Annotated in this window: 12 protein-coding genes; 6 read left to right on the forward strand and 6 right to left on the reverse strand. The window is 45.8% G+C overall.

Annotated features, from left to right (window positions below):
• Entirely contained in the window at window positions 1-1,557 is a 1,557-nt protein-coding gene (locus BUR42_RS30055; RefSeq protein ID WP_074242196.1) for a pseudouridine synthase, read from the reverse strand.
• 42 nt (window positions 1,558-1,599) lie between these two features.
• Complete coding sequence (rlmN, locus tag BUR42_RS24505) at window positions 1,600-2,640, reverse strand: dual-specificity RNA methyltransferase RlmN (protein WP_074242197.1); 1,041 nt, start codon at window positions 2,638-2,640, stop codon at window positions 1,600-1,602.
• A 98-nt stretch (window positions 2,641-2,738) separates the two neighbouring features.
• Here rlmN and BUR42_RS24510 point away from each other — a divergent pair, with 98 nt between their 5' ends.
• Both BUR42_RS24510 and BUR42_RS24515 read left to right on the forward strand, forming a co-directional pair.
• Window positions 2,739-3,938, forward strand: coding sequence for a thiolase family protein (locus tag BUR42_RS24510; RefSeq protein WP_074242198.1), 1,200 nt, complete (start codon window positions 2,739-2,741; stop codon window positions 3,936-3,938).
• Window position 3,939: 1 nt separating this feature from the next.
• The gene (locus BUR42_RS24515; protein ID WP_143197568.1) at window positions 3,940-4,842 is read left to right on the forward strand and encodes a DMT family transporter; all 903 of its coding nucleotides are present in this window, start codon (window positions 3,940-3,942) and stop codon (window positions 4,840-4,842) included.
• Between the two features lie 41 nt (window positions 4,843-4,883).
• Here the strand turns inward: BUR42_RS24515 and BUR42_RS24520 are convergent, their stop codons facing one another.
• Window positions 4,884-5,465, reverse strand: a complete 582-nt coding sequence (locus BUR42_RS24520; RefSeq protein WP_074243196.1) for an RNA polymerase sigma factor — start codon at window positions 5,463-5,465, stop codon at window positions 4,884-4,886.
• Between the two features lie 269 nt (window positions 5,466-5,734).
• Between BUR42_RS24520 and uvrA the strand changes: the two genes are divergently transcribed.
• Window positions 5,735-8,539, forward strand: a complete 2,805-nt coding sequence (gene uvrA, locus BUR42_RS24525; RefSeq protein ID WP_084185803.1) for an excinuclease ABC subunit UvrA — start codon at window positions 5,735-5,737, stop codon at window positions 8,537-8,539.
• 44 nt (window positions 8,540-8,583) lie between these two features.
• On the opposite strand, the gene BUR42_RS24530 is transcribed toward uvrA, so the two are convergent.
• On the reverse strand, window positions 8,584-9,156 hold the full coding sequence (locus BUR42_RS24530) for a DUF4253 domain-containing protein (RefSeq protein ID WP_084185804.1): 573 nt from the start codon (window positions 9,154-9,156) through the stop codon (window positions 8,584-8,586).
• A gap of 55 nt (window positions 9,157-9,211) precedes the next feature.
• Here BUR42_RS24530 and BUR42_RS24535 point away from each other — a divergent pair, with 55 nt between their 5' ends.
• Complete coding sequence (locus BUR42_RS24535) at window positions 9,212-10,090, forward strand: aminoglycoside 6-adenylyltransferase (protein ID WP_074242201.1); 879 nt, start codon at window positions 9,212-9,214, stop codon at window positions 10,088-10,090.
• Entirely contained in the window at window positions 10,087-10,614 is a 528-nt protein-coding gene (locus BUR42_RS24540) for a P-loop NTPase family protein (RefSeq protein WP_074242202.1), read from the forward strand. The genes BUR42_RS24535 and BUR42_RS24540 overlap by 4 nt, the downstream gene beginning before the upstream one ends.
• Window positions 10,615-10,648: 34 nt before the next feature.
• Here BUR42_RS24540 and BUR42_RS24545 read toward each other — a convergent pair whose 3' ends face one another.
• Window positions 10,649-11,434, reverse strand: a complete 786-nt coding sequence (locus BUR42_RS24545) for a hypothetical protein (protein WP_074242203.1) — start codon at window positions 11,432-11,434, stop codon at window positions 10,649-10,651.
• Between the two features lie 205 nt (window positions 11,435-11,639).
• Window positions 11,640-12,500, reverse strand: coding sequence for an AraC family transcriptional regulator (locus BUR42_RS24550; RefSeq protein WP_074243199.1), 861 nt, complete (start codon window positions 12,498-12,500; stop codon window positions 11,640-11,642).
• Between the two features lie 255 nt (window positions 12,501-12,755).
• Here BUR42_RS24550 and BUR42_RS24555 point away from each other — a divergent pair, with 255 nt between their 5' ends.
• A complete protein-coding gene (locus BUR42_RS24555; protein ID WP_074242204.1) occupies window positions 12,756-15,848 on the forward strand; it encodes a SusC/RagA family TonB-linked outer membrane protein in 3,093 nt (1,030 codons plus the stop codon).
• Window position 15,849 lies beyond the last annotated feature (1 nt).

Genomic DNA, 15,849 nt, shown 5'->3' on the forward strand with positions numbered 1-15,849 from the left:
TTATTTAAAGTGTTTGAGTAAGATCACTTCTTTTTCAGACAGGAAGCGCCATTTGCCACGGTTCACATTTTTTTTGGTCAATCCGGCATACATAACTCTGTCCAGCTTTTCCACCTGGTAGCCCAGGTGTTCAAAGATACGGCGCACGATACGGTTTTTACCGCTGTGGATCTCGATGCCGATCTGTTTCTTATCCTTGGTGTCCACAAACGCGAGGGCATCTACAAGTGCCAGTCCATCTTCCAGCGTAACGCCTGCGATGATCTGGTCAAAGTCTGCCTTGGTCAGTGGTTTATCCAGTTCTACGTGATAGATCTTTTTGATGTTGTGTTTGGGGTGCGCCAGTTTTTGTGCCAGTTCACCATCATTCGTCAGTAATAAAAGACCGGAGGTATTACGGTCCAGGCGGCCTACGGGGAACAGTCTTTCTTCTGCAGCATCTGTTACCAGTTCCATAACGGTCTGGCGTCCTTCCGGATCATCTGTAGTGGTGATGTAACCTTTCGGTTTGTTCAGCAACACGTACACGAGGTTCTTTTGGATGAAGATGCGTTTGTCCTTCAGGGTTACCACATCTTTGGCGGTTACCTTGAATGCGGGTTCTTCTATCTTTTGGCCGTTTACGGTTACGAGGCCTTCTTTGATAAAATCAACGGCTTTACGGCGGCTGCAGATACCGCAGTGGGAGATGTATTTGTTCAGGGGCATTTCATTGCCGCCTTCTTCATCTGCTGCATTATTTTCTAAAGCAACGCGTTTGCGGGTGCTTTTTTCTTTTTCAGGAGCCGCATTGCGGGGAGTTCTTTTAGGACTGCTTTCGCCGTCGCCGAATTCTTTTTTCGGACGGGATTCGCCGTCTTCTTTGGAAAAGCTTCTTTTGGGTTTGTCTTCGTCTTTGCTGAAGCTTCTTTTTGGCCTGTCGTCATCTTTGCTGAAACGGCCTTTGGGCTTATTGTCGCCAAAGCTCCTCTTCGGTTTATCATCATCTCTGCTGAAGCGTCCTTTGGGCTTATCGTCACCGAAACTTCTTTTGGGCCTGTCGTCATCTTTGCTGAAGCGGCCTTTGGGTTTATCGTCACCGAAACTCCTTTTGGGCCTGTCGTCATCTTTGCTGAAGCGTCCTTTGGGTTTATCGTCACCAAAACTCCTCTTCGGTTTATCATCATCTCTGCTGAAGCGTCCTTTTGGCTTATCGTCACCAAAACTCCTCTTCGGCCTGTCATCGTCTTTGCTAAACCGTGGTTTATCTCCGAAACTCCTTTTCGGTTTATCATCATCTTTGCTGAAACGGCTCTTTGGTCTGTCGTTACCAAACCTGTCAGTTCCACCAGTTCTTTTCGGTGCGTCGCTATCTTTACGGAAACGTCCCTGATCACCATCTCCGAAACTTCTCTTCGGCTTTTCGCTCCTGTCGTTTTCGCGGTAGCTTTTAAAGGAGCCTTTCTCCTCTCCATCGCGCTTGGGGCGGCGATCGGAAGATGGCCTGTCTGTAGGTTTGCTGCGTGAATTTTCTTTGAAAGGTGTGAACCCCTTTTTAGCGGGTCTGCTTTTTTTCATGCTGTATAATTATAGTTGCTGCATTCCTGCAGTAAAATGTTTCTATGCTTTATTAGCCAGTTGCCCGCATGCCGCATCAATATCTTTCCCGCGGCTCCTGCGCAAACGAGCGTTCACTTTATGTTTGCCGAGATACTCCATAAACGCTTCCGTAGCTTCCTCAGAAGGTTTCTGGAACCTGGCGCCATCGATCTGATTGTATTCGATGATGTTGATCAGGTCCACCGGCACCTGGCGATAGATCTTGATCAGCTCTTCCGCATCCTTCACGGTATCATTGAAATCCTTGAAAAGGATATATTCGAAAGAGATCTCGTTCCCTGTGGCTTTATAGAAGTAGTTCAACTCCTCCACCAACACTTTCAGGTTATTGGTTTCATTGATCGGCATGATCTGCGTACGTTTCTGATCATTCGCTGCGTGGAGCGATAATGCCAGGTTAAAACGCACTTTATCTTCCCCTAACTGGTGGATCATTTTGGCCACCCCTGCGGTGGAAACCGTGATCCGTTTAGGACTCATGGCCAGGCCTTCCGGAGAAGTGATCCTTTCAATGGCATGGAGTACGTTCTTATAATTCAGCAAAGGCTCGCCCATACCCATGAAAACGATATTGGTCAGCTTTTTACCGGAAGATTCAATGGCTTGTTTGTTGATCAGGGCCACCTGGTCGAATATTTCATCAAAATCCAGGTTCCTTTTGCGGTCCATAAACCCTGTGGCGCAGAATTTACAGCTCAGGCTGCAACCCACCTGGGAAGATACACAGGCAGTCTGCCGGGTAGAGGTAGGGATCAGTACCCCTTCCACAAAATGGCCATCATGCAGTTTGAACCTGCTTTTGATGGTGCCGTCTGAGCTATGCTGGGTGGTATCTACCTTGATAGCCGGGAAAGTGAAGTTTTCTTCCAGGGAAGCGCGCAGCGGCTTACTCAGGTTGGACATTGACTCAAAGTCCCGGGCCTGTTTCAGCCACAGCCATTCGTACACTTGTTTGGCCCGAAAGGGCTTTTCGCCCATGTTCGCAAATACCTCTTGTATCTGTGGCAGGCTCAAATGCCTAATGTTCTGCTTCCTCGTCATCCCGCAAAGGTACGTCCATATTTCGGATTTGGGATTGCCGGGTTGAAGGTAATCCCGATTAGTTGCGATAAATTCGCAACTTTAACACTAACCGTTACATGCAAGCAGCTTATATAGTAGATGCCGTAAGAACTCCCATAGCCCGCTATGGTGGCGCATTGAGCACTATCCGTCCGGATGATATGCTGGCCCTGATGCTTCGTTCCCTCATGGCCAGGAATCCTTCCGTAGACCCGGCTTCCGTAGAAGACGTAATAGCCGGGGCCGCCAACCAGGCAGGAGAGGATAACCGTGATGTAGCCCGCATGGCTGTATTACTGTCTGGCTTGCCCATATCTGTGGCCGGAAATACCGTAAATAGGCTCTGTGCCTCAGGCCTGCAGGCCATTATGGATGCTTCCCGCGCTGTAATGTGCGGTGAGGGTGAAGTTTACCTGGCCGGAGGAGTGGAAAGCATGACCCGCGCGCCTTTGGTGATGCCTAAACCGGATGCTGCCTTTAGCCGCAAAACGGAAATGTATGATTCTACCATCGGCTGGCGCTTTACCAATAAGAAACTGGCTGACCTCTATTATCCCTTTTCCATGGGGGAAACAGCAGAAAATGTAGCCCGGGAATGGAAGATCAGCCGGGAAGATCAGGATTTTTTTGCCTTTGAAAGCCAACGGAAATACAAAGAAGCCCACCTGGCCGGCCGCTGGAACGATGAGATCATTCCCGTGGAGATCACGCCAAATAAAGAAGATAAGGTGATCTTCTCCAAAGATGAGCCACCACGTGAAACATACCTGGAAAAACTGGCTGCCCTGCGCCCGGCTTTTGTGAAAGACGGAACCGTTACGGCAGGTAACTCTGCCGGCATCAACGATGGCGCCTCTGCTGTGATGGTAGTTTCAGAAAGTGCGCTGAAACGTTTCAACCTGCAACCTATTGCCATGATCAAATCCATGGCGGTAGCCGGAGTAGATCCTGCTTTTATGGGTATAGGCCCTGTTCCTTCTTCCCAAAAAGCCCTCCGGCGTGCTGGGTTAAAAGCCAGCGACCTGGATATCATTGAATTGAACGAGGCATTTGCTTCCCAGTCATTAGCCTGTATCCGGGACCTTGGATTGGACCCTCAGAAGATCAACTTCAATGGCGGATCCATTGCCATTGGCCATCCGCTGGGTTGTAGCGGGGCACGCATTACTACTACGCTCATGCATGAAATGAAACGCCGTTCCGGAGTGAGATATGGATTGGCCACCATGTGTGTAGGTGTTGGCCAGGGTGCCGCGATCGTTTTTGAAAAAATGTAAATTGAAAAAGTCCAACTACATTATAGGCTTCACCCTGGCCATTACAGGCGCTTTCCTGTTTTCCGCCAAGGCCATTTACGTGAAGCTTGTTTACCGCACGGAAGCTATAGACGCCATCTCCATGCTGGCGCTCAGGATGTTGTTCTCGATCCCTTTTTACATTATCACGGCTTGGGTACTGTCCCGCCGGGAGGGAAATGTAAAACTCACACTGCGCCAGTGGGGCTTTATTGCCTTGCTGGGTTTCATGGGGTATTATATCAGTAGTTTATTGGATTTCATGGGCCTGGCCTATATTTCAGCGGGCCTGGAAAGATTGATCCTTTTCCTTTACCCCACTTTTGCTTTACTCATGGGGGCTTTGGCATTCAGGCAGAAAGTTAGCCGCACACAAGGGCTGGCATTGCTTTTAGCTTACATGGGAATGATGGTGGCCTTTGTAGCAGATATACAATTGCAGGCAGGGAATGATGTGATCGTTGGCAGTTTGCTGATCCTGGGTTGCGCGATAACCTATGCTTTTTATATCGTAGGCGGAGGCCAGATCATTCCCAAAGTAGGTTCCATGAAATTCACGGCGTATGCCCTGATATTTGCATCAGCAGGCATTTTTACGCAATACTTCGTAACACATGGCACAGCAGTGCGGCATTTTTCCGGCCATACTTACTGGCTCTGTTTTCAAATGGCGATCGTTTCTACCGTGTTACCCACTTTTATGATGAGTGAAGGTATCCGCAGGATCGGTTCCGGGAATACAGCTATCATAACCAGTATCGGGCCGGTATCTACTATTTTACTCGCGTATATTTTCCTGGATGAGCCGGTTACATGGCTGCAATTGGCCGGTACGGCATTAGTATTGGCAGGAGTACTGATGATCAGCAAAAAAAACGAGCGGTAGACATTACATCCCACCGCCCGTTCATGGCAAGCAAAAAAAGGTTACAAACAAATCTGCTTCTCCGTCATCATCTTCCGGAGATTGATCAGGCCATATCGCATACGGCCCAATGCAGTATTGATGCTCACTTGCGTGAGGTCAGCAATCTCTTTAAAACTCAGTTCCGCATAGTGGCGAAGGATGATCACTTCCCTTTGTTCTTCCGGTAACAGGTCCAGCATACGCCGAACGCTGTCATGGCTTTGACGGGTCATCATCACTTCTTCCGCACTGGGCTCACTAAATCCAAGCACATTAAAAATGTCCTTGTCGTCACTGGTTTTTATCAGCGGTGTTCGTTTGATTTTTCTGAAGTGGTCCACACACAGGTTATGCGCGATCCGCATGGCCCATGGCAGGAATTTACCTTTCTCCGTATAGCGATCGCCACGAATAGTGTCGATAATTTTTATGAAGGTATCCTGGAAGATATCCTCAGCTAAAAATGCATCTTTAACGAGCAATACGATGGAGGTGTAAAGTTTGTCTTTATGACGGTATACCAGTTCTTCCAGGGCTGTAGAATGCCCTTTCTTAAACAGTGTGATCAGTTGTTCGTCATTCAATTTGTACATTACTTGCATAAACATCTACCAATAGCGGTTAGTAAATAATACGGACTTTGTAGCCAGTAGGTTGTTTGATAGAGTAGAGTTTATGCGATAATGTGCTGTTTTTAGTTATGAATGCTGGCCGGGCGGTTAGGTATAAGTATACCGGTTATTGCAAATATAAAGGAATAGTTCAATAAAACAACCCGCCATGAAAAATTGGTATTAAAGATGTACGTAGAACGGGGCCTTCCGGATTTGGGTGTCCGTTTCAGCTTCCGAATCCTTAAATTTGTAACCTTATGTGCGCAAAAGTAAAAACGAAGGAAGTAACCGTTGAACGTGAACCAGTTAGCTCGCCGGACCATATCTTTATCAAGGGTGCCCGGGTGCATAATCTTAAGAATGTCAGCGTTTCAATACCCAGAAATAAACTGGTAGTGGTAACCGGGGTCAGCGGCTCCGGAAAATCCAGCCTTACCATGGACACCCTTTATGCCGAGGGGCAAAGACGGTATGCGGAAAGCCTCAGCGCCTACGCCCGCCAGTTCCTCATGCGGATGAACAAACCGGATGTAGATTACATCAAAGGGATCTGCCCCGCCATTGCCATCGAACAAAAGGTGATCACCAGGACCCCCCGCTCCACAGTAGGTTCCATGACGGAACTGTACGACTACCTCCGCCTGCTCTTTTCCCGTGCAGGCAGGACCTATTCCCCCGTTTCCGGGGAACTGGTGAAAAAGCATGAGGTAGCGGATGTGGTGGATTATATCTCCAAACTAAAGAACGGCAGCAAGGTCCAGATCCTGGTACCCTTCCGCCAGCACGCCAACCGTAAAGTGCCGGAAGAACTGAACATCCTCATGCAGAAAGGTTTTTCCCGCCTGTATACCAATGGGGAACTGGTGAGGATCGAGGAACTCCAGGAACAGAAAAACCCTAAGATCGCTGCTTCCACCTATGTGCTGATAGACCGTATTGTTGTGAAGGATTTTGAGGAAGACGACAAACACCGCATTGCAGATTCTATCCAAACCGCTTTCTACGAAGGTGAAGGAGATTGCCACCTGGAAGTGGATGGAAAAATGAAACAACATTTCTCCAACCGCTTTGAACTGGATGGTATCCAATTCGAAGAACCCGTTCCGAATTTATTCTCTTTCAATAATCCATTCGGTGCATGCCCCAGCTGTGAAGGCTTTGGGCAGGTATTAGGAATTGATGCAGACCTTGTAATGCCGGATAAACGCCTCAGTGTTTTTGAAGGCGCTATTGCTCCATGGCGTGGAGAAAAAATGGGTGAATACAAGGATGCCCTTGTGAAAGCCGCCCGTAAGTTCAGCTTTCCCATACACAAACCCATTTCAGACCTCACAGATGAACAGGTGCAATTACTGTGGGATGGTAATGAACACTTCTCCGGTATCCATGAGTTCTTCAAAATGGTAGAGCAGAACCTCTACAAAGTGCAATACCGTGTAATGCAGGCCCGCTACCGTGGCCGCACAGTTTGCCCTACCTGCAAAGGTGCCCGTTTACGCAAAGAAGCATTGTACGTAAAAGTAGGAGAAGCCAGTATTGCAGACCTGGTAGATATGCCAGTGGAAAAACTGAAGATCTGGTTTGATAAACTGGAACTGAATGAATACCAGCAACAGGTATCCAAACGGATCCTGATAGAAGTGAATCACCGCATCAAAACTTTACTTGATGTTGGTCTTGGTTACCTCACCCTCAACCGTGTGGCCAATACACTGAGTGGAGGAGAAAGCCAGCGTATCCAACTGACCCGTACCTTAGGCAGTAACCTCACCAATTCATTATACATCCTGGATGAGCCCAGTATTGGCTTGCATGCCAGGGATACACACCGCCTCATCAAAGTATTACACGAACTCCGCGACCTTGGCAATACAGTAGTGGTAGTGGAGCATGATGAACAACTGATGGAACAGGCGGATTACATTATTGACATGGGCCCGCTGGCCAGTCACCTTGGTGGTGAAGTGATCTTCGAAGGCACTTATCCTGAAATATTAAAGGACGGCAAAAGCCTCACCGGCAAATATCTCAGCGGTCACTACAGGATTGAACCGCCGGCAGTTATCCGTAAATGGAAACGTTCCATTACACTGGAAGGATGCCGCCAGCACAACCTGAAGAACATCGATGTGCAATTTCCGTTGGGCATACTGTGCGTAGTAACCGGCGTATCCGGTTCAGGAAAAACTACGCTGGTAAAGCAGATCCTCTATCCTGCACTCATGAAGCTGAAAGGGGAATTTACAGACCGTGTGGGTAATCACCGGCTCATGAAAGGAGACCTGGAAGCAGTTACTCAGATAGAAATGATCGACCAGAACCCGATCGGTAAATCATCCCGCTCCAATCCTGTTACTTATATCAAAGCATACGATGAGATCCGTGATCTCTTTGCAAAACAGCCATTGAGTAAGATGCGCGGCTTCCAGCCTAAACATTTTTCTTTCAACGTAGATGGCGGAAGATGTGATACCTGCAAAGGAGAAGGTGAAGTGATCGTAGAAATGCAGTTCCTGGCAGATGTTCACCTTACCTGTGAAACCTGCGGTGGCAAACGTTTCAAGGATGAAGTGCTGGAAGTACATTACAAAGGCAAAAGCATCTACGACATCCTGGAGCTGGGAGTAGATGAAGCACTGGAATTCTTCAAAGAAGAGAAAGATGTAGTGAACAGGATCCGCCCTTTAAGTGATGTGGGATTGGGTTATGTAAAACTGGGCCAGTCTTCGGACACATTGAGCGGCGGGGAAGCACAACGGGTAAAACTGGCTTCTTTCCTCGGTAAAGGGAAAGCACAAGGCCACATTCTTTTCATCTTCGATGAACCCACCACCGGTTTGCACTTCCATGATATCAAAAAATTGCTGAACTCTTTCAATGCCCTGATCGATCAGGGGCATTCTGTTTTGGTGATAGAACACAACCTGGATGTGATCCGCTCTGCGGATTGGGCGATAGACCTTGGGCCGGAAGGAGGTGAAGGTGGGGGTAGCTTGTTGTATGCAGGTGTACCGGAAGGGTTGAAGAAAGTTAAGGAGAGTTATACAGGGAAATTCTTATAAAGCAAAAGGCCCGCTGTTTCTAAGCGGGCCTTTTGCTTTATAAATTAATCCCACCATAAATATAACGCCGCGCTGTTTTTCATTTCATCACCCAGCGCCTCAACCGTTTCCGTGCCCTGATCAACGATATCCGGACAGAAATCATATACATCCTGTGCAAAAGCATTAAAATCAGGAAGGGCCCCAACAAATTTTGCTTCTACCCAATCCTGTGCAGCACCAACAATTTCAAATGGATATTTGCTGTGCCATTGCTGTAATTTTTCGATTACATCGGCGTTTTCAATATCATAGTTAATGCCATCAGTTGCCATAAACCTTAGGATATCGAATTGATCATTTGATTTTATAACTCCTATTTTGTCTGGGCTATGCCCAAAGTTGGCTTCGCAGACAAAAATAAAGTAGCCATGCTCCCTGAGTTTATCTTTTAAGCTATAAACTCCTTCCTTTGCATCTTTCCCGGCATATTCAAACTGCAGGCCATCAGCTTGCAAAGCTGGCGGGAGATCTTCTCTTTTGGCGTCAGACATCTCAAGATTAGGTGCTAACGTAGCAAATTCTCCTGAACTTATTTTTTTTAGTTCGTCAATAATAAAACTCTCAAATGTATTCATGATTTTTTTTTGGCGTACCGGGAATTGCTTCTAAAATAAACATAAATTAGATATTATGAGAACGGAAACAGAGCTCCTCCATGAAATAACTACCTGGGCTGGGAAGAATGAAGCCATCCGCGCCATCCTCCTCACCAGCTCCCGCGCCAATGGCAAAGCAGACCTCTTATCTGACTACGATATAGAGTTCGTAGTTAATGATCTCCCGGAATTCCTCAAAGATGATTCCTGGCTAAAAACCTTCGGCCATCCGGTATCTGTGGTTGTTGAAAATGAAGAAGCTTTTGATGGAGAAAATGCCATGCGCATGGTGTTCTACGATGATTACATCAAGGTCGATTTCAAACTTTACGCCATAGGTAAATTCATAGAACAGGTCAATAAGCCGGAGTTGCAGGAAGATTGGGACGTAGGTTACAAAATACTGATCGATAAAGACGGCCTCACCAAAGGGATGAAACCCCCTACAGCAAAATCCGTCACCATCGTAAAACCAACAGAGGAAGAATTCCAGTTTTTTATCAATGATGCCTGGTTCTGCATGCCCTACATCGCCAAATGCCTCTGGAGAGACCAGCTGTTCTATGCAAAACATGTAGGAGATAGTATCATGCGCTTCGAAGATTTTCAGAAGATCATTGAATGGTATATTGGCATGCAGCATAACTGGCAACTCAATCCCAACAAATACGGCCGGCTCTTCAAACAATACCTGGAACCCGATCTCTGGAAAAGGATAGAGGCTACCTTTACCGGAGCAGATATAGAAGATAACTGGAAAGCTTTATTTGCTTATGCGGAAGTAGTAAGGGAATTGGGCAAAGCTATTGCAGAAAAACTACATTACACTTACCCGCAGGAACTGGATGAAAAAATATCCGCTTATCTCCATAAGATAAAACACCTGGATAAAAACGCAACGGATATAAAATGAAAATACTCATCTTCGGCGCATCAGGTGCAGGTTCTACCACACAGGGAAAAGATCTTTCTGCTGTATTGAACATTCCCTATTTTGATACTGATCATTATTTCTGGGAAACATCTTTTACTGTAAAAAGAGATCCCGTCACCAGGAATAGTATGCTGAAAGCTGATCTTGCAAAGCAGGAAAGTTTCATAGTAGGAGGTTCCCTGGTAAGCTGGGGAGATGAATGGACAAGTATTTTCGATCGTGCTATATTTCTATACCTTCCACCGGATATCAGGCTGGAAAGATTGAGGAAGAGAGAGTTCGAAAGATATGGAGACGTTATTTACACAGATCCCGAAAGAACGAAATTATACGAAGAATTCATGGACTGGGCTGCCAGTTATGATACAGATACACCGAGAAGAAGCCTCGCCGTACATGAAGCATGGATGAAGAAACTAACATGCCCCGTGCTCACTATTAAAGAAGACCTTTCCGTAGAAAGCAGGCGGGAGAGGATTCAGGTATTTATTAGAAAAAATTAAGCCGGTAGCATATAACCTACCGGCTTAATTTTCTTTAATTCAATCCTTCAATAGATACATTACCCGGACCTCCAATTAAGAGGAGTGTATTCCAGAACCCAAATAATACACCCGTATCGTAACCATTACTATAATAAATCTCCCTGCGTGATATTACGCCGTTATAACTATCGAGAAGATAACGGGTGCTCGCATTCTCACCATATATACGCCAGTAAATGCCATCAAAACGAAATTCCCAATCACAATCAGGACCAGGATAGTTGCCGATTTCATAATAACCATAGTGCCTGATACCACGTGCCCATTTAACAGAGGCGGTACCGGGGAAACTTACAAGAGGGCATGCCATAGCACTAACATCGCCTTTCTTGGCTTGATGCAAAGCAACGATCTCCTTGGTCTCCTCTTTAGACAGTTGGTTTATTTGTTTATTGAACTTGGTAGCTGCTTCTTCCTGTAACTGCGTCAGACCTTGTTTTGTTTTCCGGAGCTGTAAACCGATGGTTACTTCTTGCGCAGCACTCACACGACCGTTATTATCAGCAGCTATTTTCTTTGCTAATTGCAAAGAATCCTTTTGCAGGCGGATAGCAAAATATTCTTCCAGCTCTTTTTCGTTCAGTGATGCATAGATCGCTAAAGTAGCCGCATCGCCTGATGGATCGCTAGGCAGATTCATTTTCTCCCATAGGTCCGTTAAAGAAACCTTTTCTTTAGGTGTTTCAACAGCTGTACCCGTTTTATCTTTCTGGCATGCAGCAATAGTGATAGTAAGCCCAAGCGCCATGCCGGACGTTAATTTTAACCAATTTTTCATGATAGATTTTTTAAAGAATAAACATTGCGTAAATGACATGATCCTGTACTAAGCCTTGCAGGAATGGCTTTGGACAGTCCCCCCACCGGAAGGAAACGGCATGCAGCCTCCTGTCCGCTTTCAGCGGTAATAATTGAAGAAAGTAAAGGGAAAGTAACAAAAGGGGTTTAAAGGATTAAGAATTATGGTTTATCGATGCGCATCATTAGAAGGAGATCTTTTGGTAATCCTGCCGGTAATTCTTAGGTTGGCAATTCTTAAATTTTTTAAACTGCCGGTAAAAGAAAGGAAGGCTTTCAAACCCTGAAGCATAGCATACTTCACTCACCTGTTTATCTGTTTCTATTAATAGTTTGCATGCCCTGTTGATTTTATATTCATTCAGAAATTCAAAAAAGGGTTTCTTCATCGTTTTACTGAAGAAGCGGGAAAAGTATTCCTCCGTCATGTTCAGCTTGGATGAAATATCTGCTAACGATATCTGTTGTTTATAATTCGTTTGAATAAATTTATACACTGCATTGATGCGTTCCTTATCATTAAGATTAAGGTCAACCATAAACTCCTGCTCACACAGATAACGAAACTCCGTGTTGAGGGACAGCTCTTGTAATATCTGCAGGAGTATCATCAGCCTTTCAAAAGAAGAGGCATTCACCAGGTCAATGAACTTCGGTTTTAGCCTGCTGGCAACATGGGTATCTATTTTAATCCCCTTGCTCATAGCAGCTAATAACTTGCGCACCGTTTCAAACTCAATGCTCTGCATCCAGGTTTTATCAAGGAATTCCTCTTTCAGATAAATAACAATAGCGATCACCTGCTGTGATGGATCTGCTGTATGGTTCCATGCATGAGGCAGGTTAGAACCCAGTAGTACAAGATCATCTTCATAAAAGTTCTCTATCGTATTTCCCACATAACGCACACCCTTTCCATTCAGTATATAAGTGATCTCCAGCTCCGGATGGTAATGCCAGGGATAATCGAACACTTCACTCGTATTCTGGAACTCCACTTTGAACAGATTGGATTCAGATGGAATCGGTTTGTATCGCGGTTTCATGGGTTGAATATATACAAAACCGTTCGGATTTTTAAGCATAGAAGGCCTATAAGCACGGAATAGGGTACTAATTAGTGCAAATAGGATAGCTGTCTGCGTAAACAGCAAAAAACTCCAAAATAGGATACAGATTCAGCAAGATGGTATAGTCTCCAGGAGAGGCTAACGAATACTTTTGTACAGCAACCAAGGTCTGCATACGCAATTTTCTTCCTGTTTTGACCCGCCACTATTATATCAATCAAAACTATTCTTATGAATTTACGCGCAATTAAATTCGTAAAAGCCGTCAGGTCATTACTACCGCTTTTGCTGCTCCTGCATACTGCAGGCGTTTTTGCCCAAACGCGGATAACTGTTACAGGGAAGATCACAGCCAGCGGTTCCCCTTTACCATATGTATCCGTGTCCATTCAGGGAACATCACAGGGAGCTACTACAAATGAACAGGGTATCTTCACCCTTAACGCCCAGATTGGCCAGACCTTGATCATTTCTCATATGGGATTTGGCAGGAAAGAAGTGAAGATCACTAACCAGGAGCCACTGAACATCACGCTGGAATCTACCGCGCAGGACATCCTGAACGATGTGGTGGTAGTAGGTTATGGTACAAAAAAGAAGACATCCGTTACTGCGGCCATATCAACACTGAAAGGTGCTGAAGTGGCTTCACTGCCCATTTCCAACCTGAGTAATGGCTTAGGTGGAAGGGTTGCCGGAGTTGTAGTAAAACAGGGCTCAGGCGAGCCCGGGAAAGATGGCTCCAGTATTTTCATCAGGGGGATCGCATCCACAGGAGCCACACAACCCCTCATCATCGTAGATGGTATTCCACGGAGCTTTCAGCAATTGGACCCTAATTCCATTGAAACCTTTTCCATACTGAAAGATGCTGCCGCGGTAGCGCCTTATGGTGTTGCCGGTGCAAACGGTGTTATTCTCGTAACCACTAAAAAAGGTAAAACAGGTATCCCCACACTTACCTACAATGGGTATGTAGGATTTCAGAATCCCGTTAAACTACCTGATTACGTTAACTCTTATCAGTATGCCACATTAAGGAATGCGGCAGCTGTTAATGAAGGATTGCCCAAACCCTACTCCGATGCCGATCTGCAAAAATTCCAGGACGGCTCAGATCCGGATGCATATCCCACATTTAAAAACATCTGGAAAGATCTTACTAACCGGAATGCGAAACTAACCAATCACAATGTTGAAATTTCCGGTGGTACAGAGAACGTAAAGTACTATGCTGCCCTCGGATACCAGTTTCAGGAAGGTATGTGGCCTGCTACCAATACCCGCAGGTTTAATATGACACTCAACCTTGATGCAAAAGTTACCAGTACCACCAATGTTTCTTTCAACCTCAATGGACGGTATCAGAAAGACCAATATCCTTCTATCGGTACCGGCCGCATCTTTGAGCTGATAGGTTACCTGCATCCTTTATATGGCCCGCTTAAATTCAGTAACGGCATGTACGGTACTTTTGTAACCGGAAGCCTCTTCAACAGCGGATACCAGAAGATCAATACTACAGCTATCTATTCCCAGATTTCTGTTGAACAGCAATTACCTTTTCTGCCCGGCCTGAAAGCAAAGGGAACCATTGCATTTGACCCTACTTATGCAATGAATAAAACCTGGGCTAAACCGGTTCAGCGCGCAAGCCTCGATAAGTCCCAGACACCCTATGTGATCAAAGACGGTATCTTCGGCCCAACAAAAGCTTCCCTGAGCCAAAGTTATGCAAACGACTACCAGCTGACTTATCAGTTTGGCCTGAACTACGACAGGTCTTTCGGAAAACACGGCCTGAGCCTGCTGGGATTATTTGAAGCCAAGAGCAACGATTATCTCAGTTTAGGTGCCAGCAGAAGGAACTATAATTTATCGATCGATGAGATCAGCCTCGGAAGCGCCAGCCAGGCAGATATGAGCACATCCGGAACATCCAGCGCTGCCAGGCAGATGGGTTTGGTATACCGGATTGCATATGACTACAACAGAAAATACCTGCTGGAAGCTAGTGGCCGGTATGATGGTAGTTATTATTTCTCTCCTGATAACAGGTTCGGATTCTTCCCTGCATTTTCTGTAGGATGGCGTTTGTCTGAAGAACACTTTATCAAAGACAATTACAATTGGATCAATAACCTGAAGATCAGGGCTTCTTATGGAGAAGTAGGCGCATTGGCTGGAAGCCCTTTCCAGTTCATGAGCACTTATAGCGTACTGGGAACAAACTATGTGTTGGGAGGTAATGCCGTACAGGGTATCCGTGAAAGAGCAGAACCTAACCCTAATATTACCTGGGAACGCGCCAAAAAAACAGATGTTGGTTTAGAAGTGAATTTATGGAAAGGCCTGCTGAATGTTGAAGCGGATTACTTCTATGAAAAACGCTCTAACATGCTGGTGAACCCGGATGTAATTGTACCTGCTGAATATGGCATAGGATTAAGCCAGGTGAATGCAGGTGTAATGGAAAACCGTGGTTTCGATCTTTCTGTCAGCTCTGTATATGATGTATCAAAAGATCTGCATCTTTCTTTGGGCGCTAATTTAACCTATGCAAAGAACAAAGTACTGCAGGTATTTGAATCCGCTACTACCTATAACAATCCTAACCGCCGTATAACAGGAAAACCCCTGGGCACGCAGTTCGGCTTCCACGCGCTGGGTTATTTCCAACAAAGTGATTTTGATGGATCGGGAGCATTGAAATCCGGTATTGCCACACAACCATGGGGAGCTGTGAAGCCCGGAGATATCCGGTATGAGGATATCAATAAAGATGGTAAGATCAATGATGCTGATCTCACTGTGATAGGAGACCCCAATGCTGCACCCAGGATCATCTATGGTATTGCTCCGGGTATAAAGTATAAAACTATTTCCCTCGATCTGTTGTTCCAGGGAGCTGCCAAAACCAATTGGTATTATCACGGCTCTTCTATCATGCCATTCTGGGAAACCATGCTTCCCTATGTACACAACTTTGATTACTGGACACCGGAAAATCCAAATGCTGCCAACCCGAGGCTGACTTCTTCACCTACCGTGAACAATTCACAGCGCTCGTCTTTCTGGATGGCCAATGCCGCTTATCTGCGTCTGAAAAGCGCTACCCTTTCCTATAACCTACCTGCTAATGTACTCAGCAAAATAAAAATGCAGAACATCAGGATCTATTTATCCGGGCAGAACATTTTTACCTGGACGAAGCTGATCAATTACGACCCGGAGATAGGCAGGAACGATTCAGGGCATCCGGATAGTGCCTGGGGATACCCCAATCAAAAGACCCTTTCTGTAGGTGCAAACATTACTTTCTAAT

This window comes from Chitinophaga niabensis (genome assembly GCF_900129465.1).
Classification (GTDB): domain Bacteria; phylum Bacteroidota; class Bacteroidia; order Chitinophagales; family Chitinophagaceae; genus Chitinophaga; species Chitinophaga niabensis.